The following is a 16,283-nucleotide window of genomic DNA, read 5'->3' as shown; positions in this document are numbered from 1 at the left end:
ATCCCGATGAGCTTACACGGGTAAGTGATTCGGGTTTGCGCGCGCAGCTAACACCCCTGCAACTTCAAGTACGAAGGCGATATTAAGACAGCTTAATCATCACCATTCCGGCTAACAGTAAAAGCAGACCAATCCAGCCTTTATAGTTCAGACGCTGATTAAATAAGATCCAACCCGCAGCGACGGTTGCCGCAATACCAAAACCGCCCCATAAAGCATAAGCCACCGATAACTCAATCCCTTTTACGGCTTGAGCCAAAGCGCTGAATGCACCTAATACTGACAGTAATGACAGCAGACCCAGCCATACCCGACGAAAACCGTCTGACATTTTCAGCAGTATATTGGCGATAATCTCAAGGATGACGGCCAAAATTAGAAACGCAATATGATAAAACTCAAGCTGTTGCATGATGCTCACCTGACTTAGTCATAACGTCAGCACGGCCAGTTGTCAGTTTTTTCAATGCATGGGTAGAATTGCCTTGATCACCACTATTCGGTTTTTTCGGCTTACGGGTGCCTGATTTGACGAACAAAATACCGCCGATCAATGTTACTAAACCCGCTATTTTCAGTGGTGATAAGCTTTCATCAAACCACATTACGCTAAACAGGGTAATAATCAGGATGCCAATCCCTTCCCACAACGCATACGCCACGCCCAATGCGACTTTTTTGACCGCTAATGCAAGTAAGATATAAGACCCGGTTATCATAAAATACATCACGACATGCCCGGTCATCTCACCACTAACGCTGGCGTATTTCATTGATAAGGTGCCTATAATTTCGGCTACGATGGCTAAAGCTAAAAATATCCAATAAATCATCATTCTTCTCCTAACACGCATAAACGCACGCTAAGGTCTATTTGTTACGGTTATCCTAATTCGATGCCCTATTCACAAAGAACAGACGTCCGTAGGCCGTAAGAAATAGAAACTCACTTGGCGTATAAACTTTTATTTAAGATGGAAGAAGAAAGACGCTATAGCTCGCTGCACCAGTGATGCTCACTGGCCAGAATGGCTGACAGGAAGAGTTGGCAGGTAGAAGGTTTGAAAGTAATTCCATTCATTTTAATCATAATATCTCTCTTTTTTTAGCCACACCCGCCTTAGCCACCGACTTATTTGCCAAACCTAGTGTGAAACGCCTAAAACCCTCATCAAAATGGAATAATTAACTAGCCTATTTTTACCACAGTCAATTTTATAAAGCAAACCATCAATTTGATAAATAGTTTAAAAAAAGAGATTAAAAAATAATAAGTTAGTGATTATAAAAAACAAAACCCCTGCATGGCAGAGGTTCAGTATTCAACGAGAACATTCTTGATTCTCTCGTCAGTTCAGGGAGTTAGAACAGCTTATGCCGTTGCACCCGCTACCGCTTGTTTTGCTAATTCTGTAATGCGAGCGTAGTCACCATTTTCCAGTGCATCCGCGGGAACCAACCATGAACCACCGATACACAATACGCTTTTCAACGCCAGATAATCGCGGTAGTTGTTAGGTGTAATACCGCCGGTTGGGCAGAAACGGACTTGTGAGAACGGGCCAGCAATGGCTTGCAATGCTTTAACGCCGCCATTCGCTTCCGCTGGGAAGAATTTAAACTCACGCAGGCCATAGCTCATGCCTAACATAAGTTCTGAAACCGTGCTGATCCCTGGGATCAACGGAATAGAGCCTTCAGTCGCGGCCTTGAGCAACTCATCAGTCAGCCCTGGGCTAATAGCAAACTGAGCACCCGCCTCAACCACGGCGAGCAACTGCTGCGGATTAAGCACGGTACCCGCGCCCACAATCGCCTCAGGGACTTCTTTTGCAATGGCACGGATAGCGTCGACAGCACAAGGGGTACGTAACGTCACTTCCAACACCCGAACGCCGCCTGCCACCAGAGCTTTTGCCAGCGGGACTGCCTGCTCAAGCTTGTTAATCACAATCACCGGGACAACCGGGCCTGCGGTCATGATCTGCTCTGCGCTCGTTTTCCAGCTTTTCATCAGTTGTTATCTCCACTTATGCCGATTGGCATGTACTCACCCGAAGGTGTCAGTTGAAATATGGCATGCAGAACATTCATCACTGCTTTGCACCTACCATAAAGAATCAGAATGCGAGCTAGCTTACAGCTCTTTATTATTACGCCTGGGTGGGCGCTGTTATCGGGCAATTGAACAGTTTATATCCTAAATAATTCGAGTTGCATGAAGGAGGCAACTAAGCAAATCCCCAGGAGCTTACACAAGTAAGTCACTGGGGTGAGCGAAGGCAGCCACCACCCATGCAGCTTGAAGTATGACGGATATTTATTCGAACTCGTTCCATGAACGACCGTCGCGGGTGATCATGGCAACGGAGGCTACTGGGCCCCATGTCCCTGATTGATAAGGCTTCGGTGCTTCATTATCCGCCGCCCATGCGTCCATAATGGAGTCAACCCATTTCCAGGCTTCCTCAACCTCATCCCGGCGAACAAACAGAGCCTGAATACCACGCATGGTTTCCAATAACAGACGCTCGTAGGCATCAGCCAGATGCTGCTCGTTAAAGGTTTTAGAGAAGCTTAAATCAAGCTTGGTCGTTTGCAGGCGGTGTTTGTGCTCCAGACCCGGCACCTTATTTAACACTTCAATTTCAATACCTTCATCTGGTTGCAGGCGAATAGTCAGCTTGTTTTGTGGCAATTGCTGATAAGACTCACGGAACAGATTCAGCGCAGGGTTTTTAAAGTAAACGACAACTTCAGAGCATTTACTTGGCAGGCGTTTACCGGTTCTCAAATAAAACGGCACACCGGCCCAGCGCCAGTCATCGATATCGACACGGATAGAAACAAACGTCTCAGTGTTGCTGCTCTTATTCGCCCCTTCCTCTTCCAGGTAACCTGGCACTTTATTGCCCTGCACAAACCCAGCCGTATACTGACCCCGCACCGTAGTTTCGCGCACATTGGTATGATCAATACGGCGCAGCGAACGCAGCACTTTCACTTTCTCATCACGGATACGGTCAGTACTCAAGTCTGCCGGAGGTGACATGGCGATCATGGTCAGGATTTGCAGCAAGTGGTTTTGAACCATGTCGCGCATCTGACCGGCCTGATCAAAATAGCCCCAGCGCCCTTCGATGCCGACTTCTTCAGCAACGGTAATCTGCACATGGTCAATGGTGCGATTATCCCAGTTGGATGCAAACAGTGAGTTAGCAAAGCGCAGCGCTAACAGATTCAGTACTGTCTCTTTACCTAAATAATGGTCAATGCGGTAAACCTGACACTCGTTAAAGTATTCAGCGACCTGATCATTAATTACCCGTGAAGAGGCTAAATTGGTCCCCAATGGTTTTTCCATCACCACACGGGCCGGCTCTTTATTTAGCCCCGCTTCGCCCAATCCTTTACAAACTGCACCAAAGGTATTGGGTGGCATGGCGAAATAGTTAATGGTGGTGCGAGCCTTTTGATCCAGCATTTTGCCCAATTTGGCAAAGTGTTTGCTGTCATTAACATCCAAATAACAGAAATCGAGACGAGAACTGAGCTTTTGCCACAATTCATCATCCAGTTTTTCTTTCATAAAGGTATCGAGGGCTTCCTTTACCACGGCTATATACGCGTCTTTATCCCAATCGGCACGGCCTACGCCGATAATCCGAGTATCTGGGTGGATGTGACCCGCTTTCTCTAATTGGTAAAGTGAAGGCAGCAGTTTGCGGCGAGCCAAGTCGCCTTTAGCGCCGAAAATCACCAGATCACACGCCTGGGCTACCTGGGCTGTATTAGTTACCGCCATATTATTCTCCTCGTTGCAGGATATTTGTAATTTTCTTACATTACTAATGTACTCTCTTTGACTATCACCAGTAAACCCGGATAAAAGCGAGTCAAAAAAGGTTAAAAAACATCCTTCAGGGTGCCAGACCACGTCAAATCAGGCCGGGCCGCTTTAAAATGTAATTTTATGACGTTTTTGACAACCATTTACCATTATGAAAATTAGACACAGGTCATATTCTGGTGAAAAATGCCGACTTCCAACCAGATGCCACTGCCAACGGGTTACCGCTCGTAGTATATTTCCATTAAACCGACATAGATTTCTCCTTTAAATGAAATCGGCAAAACCCATGGGTGCTCTCGTTATATGAATACGCTGGAAAATATCCAAAATAATCTGGAACTCCTGAGCAAATCAGAAAGGAAAGTAGCCGAGGTTATCCTCGCCTCCCCACAAACAGCCATCCATTCAAGTATTGCGACACTCGCCAAAATGGCGAACGTCAGCGAACCTACGGTGAACCGTTTTTGCCGGCGACTGGATACCAAGGGTTTCCCTGATTTTAAACTGCATTTAGCACAAAGTCTGGCTAACGGCACACCTTATGTGAACCGCAATGTAGAAGAAGATGATAGTGTAGCCGCTTACACAGGTAAAATATTCGAATCGACCATGGCCAGTTTGGATATGGCGAAAAACAATTTAGATATTGCTGCCATTAATCGGGCGGTAGATTTATTGACTCAAGCGAAAAAAATTTCGTTCTTTGGCCTTGGCGCATCTGCCGCGGTGGCCCATGATGCAATGAATAAATTCTTCCGTTTCAATATTCCGGTAATTTATTTCGATGATATCGTGATGCAACGGATGAGTTGTATGAATTCCAGTGAAGGTGATGTGGTGGTATTGATATCCCATACTGGCCGGACAAAAAACCTGGTAGAGCTGGCGCAATTGGCGCGTGAGAACGATGCCACGGTGATTGCCATCACCTCACGTGATACGCCACTGGCCAATGAAGCAACCTTATCACTGCTGCTGGATGTGCCGGAAGATACCGATGTTTATATGCCAATGGTATCCCGCATTGCCCAGTTGACACTGATTGATGTATTGGCAACCGGTTTCACCTTACGCCGAGGGACAAAGTTTAGGGATAACCTGAAACGAGTCAAAGACGCACTGAAAGAGTCCCGCTTTGAAAAAGGTTCGTCGCGCATCAACAGCGGTGAATGATGGCTCAAGATAAAGGATACTCAAGGAAAAATAGCGTCAAAGACAGAATTGTCGTGAATATATCGTCGTAAAATTTGTCGCTTTTACATTTAACCATCGGATTCATTATCCGCTGTTTTAACAACACCATGCTTCATCAGTCAACGGAGTAAGAGATGTCCAGACGGCTCAGAAGGACCAAGATTGTTACTACACTGGGGCCGGCTACCGACCGCGACAATAATCTGGAAAAGATTATTGCTGCTGGTGCGAACGTAGTCCGCCTGAATTTTTCCCATGGTAGCGCCGAAGATCATGAGTTACGGGCCAATAAAGTCCGTGAAATCGCCGCCAGACTGGGGCGTCATGTGGCTATTCTTGGCGATTTACAAGGTCCTAAAATCCGGGTATCGACTTTTAAGGAAGGCAAAGTATTCCTTAACGTACAGGATAAATTCCTGCTGGATGCCAATATGGCAAAAGGCGAAGGCGATAAAGACAAAGTTGGTATCGATTATAAAGGCTTGCCCGCTGATGTGGTTCCCGGTGATATCTTGTTGCTGGATGACGGTCGAGTACAGTTAAAAGTTATTGAAGTTCAGGGCATGAAAGTCTTCACCGAAGTGACTGTCGGTGGCCCACTCTCTAATAACAAAGGTATCAACAAATTAGGTGGTGGCCTCTCCGCAGAAGCGCTAACTGAAAAAGACAAAGCTGATATTATTACCGCCGCTAAAATTGGTGTGGATTTCCTGGCAGTTTCTTTCCCGCGGACTGGCGAAGATTTAAATTATGCCCGTCGTTTGGCGCGTGATGCTGGCTGTAATGCACAAATTGTAGCAAAAGTTGAGCGTGCTGAGGCGGTAGCAACAGATGAAGCCATGGATGATATCATTCTGGCCTCTGATGTTGTGATGGTCGCTCGTGGTGACCTGGGCGTTGAAATTGGTGATCCTGAGCTAGTGGGGATTCAGAAAAAACTGATTCGCCGTGCCCGTCAGCTTAACCGTGCCGTGATCACCGCGACTCAGATGATGGAATCGATGATAACCAATCCGATGCCAACCCGCGCGGAAGTGATGGACGTGGCCAACGCCGTACTCGATGGTACTGATGCGGTAATGCTGTCAGCCGAAACGGCCGCCGGTCAGTATCCGGCAGAAACTGTCGCCGCTATGGCGCGGGTTTGCCTCGGTGCGGAAAAGATCCCAAGCATCAATGTGTCTAAACACCGCCTTGACGTACAATTCGACAATATCGAAGAAGCTATCGCGATGTCGACCATGTATGCGGCGAACCATCTGACAGGCATCACCGCGATTATCGCGATGACCGAATCAGGCAACACCGCACTGATGATGTCCCGTATCAGCTCTGGTTTACCTATATTTGCGATGTCTCGCCATGACCATACTTTAAACCTGACGGCTATCTACCGTGGTGTCACCCCGGTTTATTGCGATCTCCATACAGATGGTGTTTTGGCGGCGACCGAAGCGGTCAACCGACTGAAAGATAAAGGCTTCCTGGTTTCTGGCGATCTGGTTATTGTCACTCAGGGCGACGTGATGGGGACGATTGGCACCACCAATACCAGCCGCATCCTTCGCGTTGAATAATCTTTTTTAAGTCGCTGAACGCAAAAAGCCCGCTGATAGCGGGCTTTTTATATTCAATCGTAATAGCTACGATTAAAGATCCTTACGAACATAAGGCTCTATCTCACCTTCTTTACGGGTTTTCAATAGTTTAAGGATCCATGTGTATTGTTCCGGATTAGGTTTCACCAACAGCTCAACCTCTTCGTTCATACGCCGGGCAATATAAGCGTCATCCGCATCAGCCAGATCATCCATCGGTGGACGAATATAGATATCAAGGCGATGTTCACGATAATTATAAACTGGGAACATCGGCACTATCGCCGCACGGCACACCTTCATCAAGCGCCCCACCGCCGGTAATGTCGCCTTATAGGTAGCAAAGAAATCAACAAACTCACTTTGCTCAGGACCATAGTCCTCATCGGGCAGATAGTAGCCCCAGAACCCCTGACGAACTGAACTGATAAAGGGCTTGATACCGCTGTCACGCGCATGGATACGCCCACCAAACCGCAAACGTGCACTATTCCATAAATAATCCACTAAAGGATTACGCTGATGATGGAACATGCCTGCAACCGGCTTGCCCTGTTCGGCTAACAGCATGGCCGGAATATCGATCGACCAGGCGTGAGGCACCAACAGAATGACATTACGCTCCTGCTGTTGCAGCTCATCCAGGATATCCAACCCATGCCAATGAACACGGGATAACACCTTCTTCGGATCACGAAAGCACAGTTCGGCCATCATCATCAACGGCTGTGCCGCAGTGGCGAACATCTGATCGATAATATGTTCACGTTCTGCTTCTGGCAGTTCTGGCATGCAATAAAGAAGGTTAATACGGGCGCGACGACGGGCACTTTTGGCAAATTTCCCGGCAAGGCGACCTATTCCAGCCAGCAATGGATCACGGAATTTTGGTGGAACATAAGCCATAGCCGCCATTACCCCAGTCCCTAGCCATACTCCCCAAAAACGCGGATGTAGGAAGGACGTCTTAAATACCGGAATGAAACCAGCGGCGTCGTTTTTCTCTTTATGCATGGAAGAACTCTTCAATTTCTTTGGCTATAAACACTCAAGTAGAGAGCGGCAACTGGATAGCGGTTAATCCAGTTGTAACTGTGGAATAACCTGCTTGGCAATAGCCAGATATTCACTGCGATCTTTGCCACTTAATCCTTCTGAACGCGGTAACTTAGCGGTCAATGGATTAACAGCTTGCTGGTTCATCCAGAATTCATAGTGCAAATGTGGGCCAGTGGAACGGCCCGTGTTACCTGATAAGGCAATACGATCACCCCGCTTCACTTTTTGCCCCGGCTTAACCAGCAACTTTTTCAAATGCATATAACGTGTGGTGTATTGGCGACCATGACGGATGGCAACATAGTTACCGGCAGCCCCACTGCGTTTTGCAATAACCACTTCACCATCACCCACCGCCAGAACGGGTGTCCCAACTGGCATAGAGAAATCCACACCTTTGTGCGGCGCAATACGGCCGGTCACAGGGTTAAGACGGCGAGGGTTAAAGTTAGACGATATACGGAATTGTTTCATGGTAGGAAAACGCATAAAACCACGGGCCAAACCCGAACCTTGACGATCATAAAACTTACCGTCATCGGCACGAATGGCGTAATAATCCTTACCTGCGGAGCGCATACGAACCCCGATTAGCTGGCTTTGCTCACTGCGACCATCAAGAATTTCACGTGACATCAAGACCGAGAACTGATCACCTTTGCGCAGTTTGCCAAAGTCTAACTGCCATTGTAATGCTTTAGTTACCGCACGAATCTCAGCATTGGTCAAACCGGCCTTCTTGGCGCTGGCAACAAAGCTACCATCAAGACGGCCAGTCAGAACCTTGTTGCTCCACTCGCCCTTCTGTAGCTCTTTAGTTTCTTTAAAATTATTGCCAACGCGGTCATAAGTGCGTGTTTCACGACGAGAAACTTCCCAAGTCAGACGTTGCAAATCACCGGTTTCATTGACTGTCCAGGAAATTTGCTGCCCGATCTTCAAATTACGCAAGTCGCGATTCTGCGTCGCCAGCAAGGAAACATCAGAGATGTCGATACCATACTGAGTCAGAATGGTACTAAGGGTATCCCCGGTTGAAACAACATATTCATGGACGCCAGCTTCACTGACATCTTTGGCATCTAATTCGTCTTGGGGAATTTCATCATCAGGGGTTGGCTGATCGATGGGTTCACTGGCTTCCGGCAATAAAATACGCGTCTGGCTGGTATCTAATACCACACTTTTAGCAACAGGATCATGCTCTGGGTGATAAACAAAAGGCCGCCAAACAGCGACGGCCAGTGTCATTACAGTCAACGACCCCAGCATGATGCGATGAGGTCGAGGAAGATTGTTATACGCCAAGGTGATAGTTCGAACTATCTGCTGCACTTATGAGTATCCTTTTAATCTTACTTCAGGCAGCTCACGTATTGGTTGGACAGCTGAGACAAAAAGTTCACATAGCTGTCCTTGCCTAATACTATGCCGCTACCCAATGGATCCAAAGTGCCTGAACGCACGTTTGTTCCTTTGGCAACGGCATTAATGATGGCCGGCCTGAATTGTGGTTCAGCAAAAACGCATACCGCTTTGTGCTCAACCAACTGTGTTCGAATTTGATGTAAACGCTGCGCACCAGGTTGTATTTCGGGATTGACTGTAAAATACCCTAACGGGCTCAAGCCAAAGTGTTTTTCAAAATAGCCATAGGCATCATGAAAAACGAAGTATCCCTTACCTTGGGCAGGCTGTAGCATAGTAGCAATATTTTTTTCATTTTGCGCGAGTTGATCCTCGAACCGGCGCAGGTTTGCATCTAGTTTGTCCTTATTTTGTGGCATAAGTTCCAATAATCTGTCGTGAATAGCAATTGCTGATTGTTTTGCTATGGTTGGCGACAACCAAATATGCATATTGTATTCACCATGCTGGTGCTCATCACTGTGATTATCTTTAGCATGATCATGGCCATGCCCTTCCTCTTCACCTTCCTGCTCATCATGTTCATCGCCCTTCATCAATAAAGGAATGACTGAAGGTAATTGTGCCAGAGAAATCTTTTTATTATCAGAAAGTTGCGCCAATGGTTTTGACAGGAATGCTTCCATTTCCGGCCCGACCCAAATAACCAACTCAGCACTGCGTAACCGCTGGACATCCGAGGGACGAAGCGCATAATCGTGTGGTGATGCGCCATCGGGCAATAATACTTCGGTTGGCAACACACCATCGGCAATAGCAGAAGCGATAAAACCTAGCGGGCGTACTGATGTAACGACCGCCGCAGAGGCAATATTAAATGGGTTCGCGACTAAAATTGCGCTGGCTAACATTGCGCGCTTCAGCCATTTATTTTTATGTAACATAATACGAATTCTCGACGTTTTGTTGGATAAAGCGTAATATTATAACATTCAATCGGTTCTGCAAACGTAATCATAATGTCTACATTGGTAACTTTAAATAAGATATCTGTCACTTTTGGTAGTCGGCGGGTACTGAATGATATTTCCCTATCTCTGCATCCGGGGAGAATTCTCACCCTGCTTGGCCCAAATGGCGCAGGTAAATCAACATTGGTCCGTGTGGTGTTGGGGCTGATCCCTCCCACCGGAGGCACGCTTGTCCGTGAGCCGGGTTTGCGTATTGGTTATGTTCCGCAAAAGCTCCATCTGGATGCCACCTTGCCACTCACTGTCAGCCGTTTCATGCGGCTGAAACCGGGGGTCAAAAAGGCTGATATTCTGCCAGCACTCAAGCGAGTACATGCCGCTCATTTATTAGAAATGCCCATGCAAAAACTGTCCGGCGGTGAAAATCAACGTGTGCTACTGGCCCGAGCATTGCTGAATCAACCACAGTTGCTAGTGCTGGATGAACCAACGCAAGGTGTTGACGTTAACGGGCAACTGGCACTTTACGACTTAATTGAGCAATTACGTAAAGAGTTAGGCTGTGCCGTTCTGATGGTTTCCCATGACTTGCATTTAGTGATGGCCAAAACCGATGAAGTATTATGTCTTAACCAACATATCTGCTGCTCAGGTGCACCGGAAGTTGTTTCAACTCATCCTGAATTTATTGCTATGTTTGGTCCTCGCGGAGCCGAGCAGTTAGCGGTTTATCGTCATCACCATAATCATCGTCATGATTTGCACGGAAAGATTATTTTGAAGAACAGTGGGAGTCGTGACGCATGATTGAATTATTGCTGCCAGGCTGGTTAGCCGGTGTATTGCTGGCAACTGCGGCTGGCCCACTGGGGTCTTTTGTCGTCTGGCGTCGGATGTCCTATTTTGGCGATACCCTTGCCCATGCCTCTTTACTGGGTGTGGCATTCGGTTTACTGCTGAATGTGAGTCCGTTTTATGCCGTGATTGTGATGACCATGGTGTTAGCCTTGATTCTGGTATGGTTGGAACGCCGCCCACAGTTAGCCGTCGATACCCTGCTGGGGATTATGGCTCATAGCGCATTATCATTGGGTTTGGTGGTGGTCAGCCTGATGCATAATGTCCGGGTCGATTTAATGGCCTACCTGTTTGGTGACCTGCTTTCCGTGACACTGAGTGATATTTGGTTGATTGCGGCTGGCGTGATTGTGGTTCTAGGCGTGTTGTGCTGGCAATGGCGAGCGCTGCTGTCAATGACTGTCAGCCCGGAATTGGCTCATGTGGATGGGGTTAATCTGGAGCGGGTGCGGATGTTGTTAATGCTGGTGACTGCCCTGACTATCGGGCTATCGATGAAGTTTGTTGGTGCACTGATTATCACCTCACTGCTAATAATTCCTGCTGCCGCTGCACGCCGTTTTGCCCGCACACCAGAACAGATGGCCGGAATTGCTATCGGCATAGGTATTATTGCCGTCACTGGCGGTTTAATGTTCTCTGCTTGCTATGACACCCCAGCCGGGCCTTCAGTGGTCCTTTGTGCCGCTGCGATGTTTATTCTAAGCCTGTCACAAAAAGCACGCGGATAGTTTTAAACTGGTGAATAGTTTTAAACTGGTGGATAGTTTTAAACTGGCTGATAGCTTAAACCAGTGGATGGCCTTAAACCGGCGAATGGTTTTAAATGGAGTGTATCCTGATGAACCCCATAAAAATCACCGCTGGCACCGGCTCTGATTAACTCAGTTTACTCTTCGCGGGTAATACCAAAATGTTTATAGGCATGATTGGTGGCGATACGCCCACGGGGAGTACGCTGAATAAAGCCTTGTTGGATTAGATAAGGCTCCAGAACATCCTCAATCGTTTCCCGTTCTTCACCAATCGCTGCCGCCAGATTATCCAGCCCCACCGGACCGCCCATAAACTTATCGATAACAGCCAGTAAGAGTTTACGATCCATAAAGTCAAATCCTTCGGCATCAACATTAAGCATATCCAGTGCTTTCATCGCCACATCACCGTTAATAGCCCCATCAGCCCTAACCTCGGCAAAGTCCCGCACACGGCGCAGTAACCGGTTGGTGATACGTGGCGTCCCTCTTGAACGACGCGCCAGTTGATGTGCCCCTTCAGCCGTAAGCTCCAGCCCCAGGCATTTGGCACTGCGCGCGACAATGTGTTCTAAGTCGGCTACCTGATAAAACTCCAGCCGCTGCACAATACCAAACCTATCACGTAATGGGGAAGTCAACGAACCCGCACGAGTAGTGGCACCAATGAGGGTAAAGGGCGGTAAATCAAGTTTGATTGAACGTGCTGCAGGGCCTTCGCCAATCATGATATCCAGTTGATAGTCTTCCATTGCTGGGTAAAGGATCTCTTCGACTACCGGTGATAAGCGGTGGATTTCATCAATGAACAACACATCATGTGGTTCAAGATTGGTCAGCATTGCCGCCAAATCACCCGCTTTCTCTAACACCGGGCCGGAGGTGGTGCGCAGATTCACCCCCATTTCATTGGCAATAATATTCGCCAATGTGGTTTTACCCAAACCTGGAGGGCCGAATATCAGCACATGGTCTAGTGCATCGCCACGCTGTTTGGCCGCCTGAATGAAAATTTCCATTTGCTCACGGACATGGGGCTGCCCGACATATTCAGTCAACAGTTTAGGGCGGATAGCCCGATCAATGCTCTCTTCCTCATTGATAACACCTGCGGAGATCAGGCGGTCTGCTTCAATCATCCTTTATGACTCACTCTATAATGCGGAACGCAGAGCGTCGCGGATCAGGGTTTCACAATCAGCGCCCGGTTTGGCAACTTTACTCACCAAACGACTGGCTTCCTGCGGTTTATAACCTAAGGCCACCAGTGCAGAAGCGGCTTCGGCTTCAGTATCGGCATCCGATGGTTGCGACGAATTGGTAGGTAACGGGATATCACCGGTATTATTGAACAGATCACCATTAAGACCTTTAAAGCGATCTTTCATTTCGACTACCAGCCGCTCAGCCGTTTTTTTGCCAACACCCGGTAATTTTACCAGTGTGGTGATCTCTTCACGTTCAACTGCCGCCACAAATTGCTGTGCAGACATACCGGAGAGAATGGCCAACGCCAGTTTCGGCCCGACGCCATTAACTTTAATCAGTTCACGGAACAATGCCCGCTCCTGCTTATCATTAAAGCCGTACAAAAGCTGGGCATCTTCGCGCACCACAAACTGGGTAAAGATAATGGCTTCCTGCCCCACGTCGGGTAGCTCATAAAAACAGGTCATTGGCAGTTGGACTTCATAGCCAACACCGTTTGTTTCCAACAGCACCAGCGGTGGCTGTTTTTCCAGAATGATACCTCTGAGACGCCCTATCACCTTGACTTTCTCCTCGTTTACCCACATTAGGATATAAACATAATGGCTGTTTATAGCATAAAAAAGGCTGGATGGATATCCAGCCTGTCATAACAGTTAACCTGTTCGTATAGTAATGAGGCTATCGTCAAAGATCTTGGGCTTGCAGGTAGGCCGTAACTAAAATCCGCACTTGAGATTATAATCCTGCAGCGTAGCTGTGCAGTGCCGGATCGATATCCACCTGATATCCTTTCACCAGTCGGTTGGTTTCATTGGCCATGCCAACAATCGCCAGCAGCTCGTTGCGCTGACCCACAGTGAGTCCGGCCTTGCGTGCCGCCGCCAGATGCGACACCGTGCAGTAATCACAGCCGTTGGTGATTGAGACTGCAACGTAAATCAGCTCTTTGGTCAGCGGATCCAACTCACCATTAGGCGACATAATCGCTTTCAGGCTCGACCATGTGCGCTCCAGCGCGGCGGGATCGTTAGCCAGCGCCTGCCAGAAATTGTTAATCGTCTCCACCTGCCGCGTCTGTTTAATGTCGTCAAACACCGCTTTAACGCGCGGTTCTGCCTGTGCTTCATCGATATAGTTCACTAAGGCCATGTTGGCTCTCCTGAAATTGGCCGCTTAATGTACTGCGGCGTACATGATTCTTTTTTCATCGGCCTGACCGGCGGTAAACTCTTCAACAATTCGCCCCTGCCGCGACACCAGAATACGATCGGACAGCGCCAGAATCTCCGGCAGATAGGAGGAGATCACCACCACCGACAGACCGTCATCCGCCAATTGGTTAATCAATTGATGAATTTCGCCGATCGCACCGACATCCACGCCGCGTGTCGGTTCATCAAAGATGATCAGTTGCGGCTGCTGTACCAGACTTTTGCCGATCACTACCTTTTGCTGGTTGCCGCCCGACAGCGCCACAACTGGCTCTTGCCGATTGAGCGCGCGGATGTTGAGCCGCCGCCGCCATTGTTCCTCCAGTGCCGCTTGTGCCCGCCGGCTGACCAACGGTGAACGATGCTGGCGGGAGGCAAGCAACCCGGCATAGAGATTCTCGGCAATGGTTGCCATCTCGAAAAAACCGTCTAATTTACGGTCTTCGGTCACATAGACGATGCCCTCTTTTATTGCCTGACGCGGCACACGATAACGCACCGGCTGGCCGTTAAGCTCAATAGTGCCCCCACGCGAAAAATCCCGCTTGTCGATGCCAGCAATAATACGTGCGGTCTCGGTGCGTCCCGACCCCACCAGACCAAAAATGCCGGTAATTTGGCCACGGTAAAGGGAAAACGCGTTATTGCGTACCACATTGCCGCGCGAGAGATCCTGCACACTGAGGATTTTCACTCCCGCAGGGCGCGGCGTGCGCGTTGCCGCCGCCGGGACGCTATCTGTTGTTCGACCCACCATATGGGCAATAATGCTTTCACGGTTAAAAGCCTGCACCTCGTCGGTAATAATATGTTTGCCGTCGCGCAGAATAGTGATGCGATCGGCCAGTTGCAGTGCTTCTTCTATGGCGTGACTAATAAATACCAGGGTGATCCCCTGTTTCTGTAAGCGGCGCACCAAGGCGAAAAAGTGCCGTTTTTCTTCGGGTGTTAAGGTGGCGGTCGGTTCATCGAAAATGATCACTTTGGCCTTTAGGCGCACTGCGCGGGCAATCTCCACCATTTGTCGTTTTGCCGCGCCCAGCGTCAAGACTTGCACGGTGGGATCAACCGGGAAACTAAGGGTTTGCAGAAACTGTTGTGCGGCAATATAGACGTCGCGCAGGCGGTTAAAGGTCTTCTCATCACCCAGCCAGATATTCTGCGCTACGGTCATTGATGGGATCAGGCTGGTTTCCTGAAAAACCATGGCAATACCCTGTTTGCGCGCCTCGCCGGGGGACGTAAAACTAACAGGACGGCCTTCCCAGCGCAGTTCACCGTGCTCCGGTGTGACCACCCCCGCTATAATTTTGCTGAGCGTCGATTTCCCCGCGCCGTTCTCACCGAGTAGCGCATGGACTTCACCGGCACGTAGGCTGAAACTCACCTCATCCAGCGCCTGCGCACCGTGATAATGTTTACTGATATTTTCTAAGGTCAGCAGCTCATGCATGCTGTGTCTCCTGGCGCACATTAATCAGTACATCGCCGCCGCGTGACGCGACCCACAGCGCGTGACCGGTATCCAATACGCTGTTCACACCGTGCCGTTGCCCATCTGCCCGGCTGTGATAGCTGCCAATGGGTTGCCCCTGTTTATCCAGTCGCACCACCAGCCCCCACGAGCGGCTGGGCGACCAAGGCTTATGCACCCCCATGGTTTTGACCCCTCCGCACTGTAGCGGCTCGAGAAAACTGTGACCAGAGGCATAAGCGGGTGCAATCCAGAATTCCGGCAGCACTTCAGCCAGCATCGCCAGCCGGTAGGCTTTCTCCTGTAAGATAAACTCCACCAGCCGGTTGCGTGGGGCAAAGCAGCTCAGCCAATAGCCATTGCCGTCGTGGTTGGCGACGATGCGTGACGGATAAGCAGGCAAACTATCCAGTACCACGCGGATGCCAGGCAGGGCCAGAGACAGCTCAATCACCCGATGACGCCAACTTTCCGTCACCAGCAGCGTATCCGCTTGACGACCATGAGTAACCCCTTGCGGATAGCCCAGCCCGTCGGCCAGACAACGCGCTTGCTGGCTGGTGAGATCCCACAACCACACCGCGCCTTCCCGGTGTTTTAGCAGTAGATCGCGCGACCACTCGCTGGCTGGCAGCCGCCGTGATCCAATGCACAGCACCAGCCGCTGGCTATCGAGAAACAGCATGGCGGTAATGCAGCGCAGCGCATCATGCGGGCGCGCTAATGGCTG

16 protein-coding genes are annotated in these 16,283 nt (G+C 49.1%); 4 read left to right on the top strand and 12 right to left on the bottom strand.

Annotated elements, in window-relative coordinates; translation table 11 throughout:
* Positions 1 to 82 precede the first annotated feature (82 nt).
* The 4 genes from mdtI to zwf form a co-directional block, all read right to left on the bottom strand.
* A complete protein-coding gene (gene mdtI / locus AEP37_RS01085) occupies positions 83 to 412 on the bottom strand; it encodes a multidrug/spermidine efflux SMR transporter subunit MdtI (protein WP_049608556.1) in 330 nt (109 codons plus the stop codon).
* A complete protein-coding gene (mdtJ, locus tag AEP37_RS01080; RefSeq protein ID WP_049608553.1) occupies positions 399 to 833 on the bottom strand; it encodes a multidrug/spermidine efflux SMR transporter subunit MdtJ in 435 nt (144 codons plus the stop codon). Before mdtJ ends, mdtI begins: the two co-directional genes overlap by 14 nt.
* A 539-nt stretch (positions 834 to 1,372) precedes the next feature.
* Entirely contained in the window at positions 1,373 to 2,014 is a 642-nt protein-coding gene (locus tag AEP37_RS01075; protein ID WP_049608550.1) for a bifunctional 4-hydroxy-2-oxoglutarate aldolase/2-dehydro-3-deoxy-phosphogluconate aldolase, read from the bottom strand.
* A gap of 306 nt (positions 2,015 to 2,320) precedes the next feature.
* Positions 2,321 to 3,805 carry a glucose-6-phosphate dehydrogenase gene (gene zwf, locus AEP37_RS01070; protein WP_049608547.1) on the bottom strand — a complete coding sequence of 495 codons (1,485 nt, stop codon included), beginning with the start codon at positions 3,803 to 3,805 and terminating at the stop codon, positions 2,321 to 2,323.
* Between the two features lie 351 nt (positions 3,806 to 4,156).
* Between zwf and AEP37_RS01065 the strand changes: the two genes are divergently transcribed.
* Both AEP37_RS01065 and pyk read left to right on the top strand, forming a co-directional pair.
* The gene (locus AEP37_RS01065) at positions 4,157 to 5,026 is read left to right on the top strand and encodes a MurR/RpiR family transcriptional regulator (protein WP_049608545.1); all 870 of its coding nucleotides are present in this window, start codon (positions 4,157 to 4,159) and stop codon (positions 5,024 to 5,026) included.
* Between the two features lie 155 nt (positions 5,027 to 5,181).
* On the top strand, positions 5,182 to 6,624 hold the full coding sequence (gene pyk, locus AEP37_RS01060; RefSeq protein ID WP_049608541.1) for a pyruvate kinase: 1,443 nt from the start codon (positions 5,182 to 5,184) through the stop codon (positions 6,622 to 6,624).
* Positions 6,625 to 6,696: 72 nt separating this feature from the next.
* Here pyk and lpxM read toward each other — a convergent pair whose 3' ends face one another.
* The 3 genes from lpxM to znuA form a co-directional block, all read right to left on the bottom strand.
* On the bottom strand, positions 6,697 to 7,659 hold the full coding sequence (lpxM, locus tag AEP37_RS01055) for a lauroyl-Kdo(2)-lipid IV(A) myristoyltransferase (RefSeq protein ID WP_049608538.1): 963 nt from the start codon (positions 7,657 to 7,659) through the stop codon (positions 6,697 to 6,699).
* 63 nt (positions 7,660 to 7,722) lie between these two features.
* Positions 7,723 to 9,039 carry a murein DD-endopeptidase MepM gene (gene mepM, locus AEP37_RS01050; RefSeq protein ID WP_049608535.1) on the bottom strand — a complete coding sequence of 439 codons (1,317 nt, stop codon included), beginning with the start codon at positions 9,037 to 9,039 and terminating at the stop codon, positions 7,723 to 7,725.
* A gap of 20 nt (positions 9,040 to 9,059) precedes the next feature.
* The gene (gene znuA, locus AEP37_RS01045; RefSeq protein ID WP_049608532.1) at positions 9,060 to 10,016 is read right to left on the bottom strand and encodes a zinc ABC transporter substrate-binding protein ZnuA; all 957 of its coding nucleotides are present in this window, start codon (positions 10,014 to 10,016) and stop codon (positions 9,060 to 9,062) included.
* 75 nt (positions 10,017 to 10,091) lie between these two features.
* Here znuA and znuC point away from each other — a divergent pair, with 75 nt between their 5' ends.
* Both znuC and znuB read left to right on the top strand, forming a co-directional pair.
* On the top strand, positions 10,092 to 10,850 hold the full coding sequence (gene znuC / locus AEP37_RS01040; protein WP_049608529.1) for a zinc ABC transporter ATP-binding protein ZnuC: 759 nt from the start codon (positions 10,092 to 10,094) through the stop codon (positions 10,848 to 10,850).
* Positions 10,847 to 11,632: a zinc ABC transporter permease subunit ZnuB gene (znuB, locus tag AEP37_RS01035; protein WP_049608526.1), complete on the top strand. Its 786-nt coding sequence runs from the start codon at positions 10,847 to 10,849 to the stop codon at positions 11,630 to 11,632. The genes znuC and znuB overlap by 4 nt, the downstream gene beginning before the upstream one ends.
* 158 nt (positions 11,633 to 11,790) lie before the next feature.
* On the opposite strand, the gene ruvB is transcribed toward znuB, so the two are convergent.
* The 5 genes from ruvB to AEP37_RS01010 form a co-directional block, all read right to left on the bottom strand.
* Positions 11,791 to 12,795: a Holliday junction branch migration DNA helicase RuvB gene (ruvB, locus tag AEP37_RS01030; protein ID WP_049608523.1), complete on the bottom strand. Its 1,005-nt coding sequence runs from the start codon at positions 12,793 to 12,795 to the stop codon at positions 11,791 to 11,793.
* Between the two features lie 15 nt (positions 12,796 to 12,810).
* Positions 12,811 to 13,425, bottom strand: a complete 615-nt coding sequence (gene ruvA, locus AEP37_RS01025) for a Holliday junction branch migration protein RuvA (RefSeq protein ID WP_049608522.1) — start codon at positions 13,423 to 13,425, stop codon at positions 12,811 to 12,813.
* Positions 13,426 to 13,603: 178 nt separating this feature from the next.
* A complete protein-coding gene (locus tag AEP37_RS01020; RefSeq protein ID WP_049608518.1) occupies positions 13,604 to 14,017 on the bottom strand; it encodes a carboxymuconolactone decarboxylase family protein in 414 nt (137 codons plus the stop codon).
* Between the two features lie 24 nt (positions 14,018 to 14,041).
* A complete protein-coding gene (locus tag AEP37_RS01015) occupies positions 14,042 to 15,532 on the bottom strand; it encodes a sugar ABC transporter ATP-binding protein (protein WP_049608516.1) in 1,491 nt (496 codons plus the stop codon).
* Positions 15,525 to 16,283 (bottom strand): hypothetical protein (locus AEP37_RS01010; protein WP_049609002.1); only part of this gene is annotated, 759 nt, incomplete at its 5' end. The genes AEP37_RS01010 and AEP37_RS01015, both read right to left, overlap by 8 nt.

It is taken from the genome of Yersinia pekkanenii, from assembly GCF_001152565.1.
GTDB classification, from domain to species: Bacteria; Pseudomonadota; Gammaproteobacteria; order Enterobacterales; family Enterobacteriaceae; genus Yersinia; species Yersinia pekkanenii.
The sequence above is the reverse complement of the archived record's forward strand: the minus strand, read 5'-3'. Positions and strand labels throughout refer to the sequence as shown.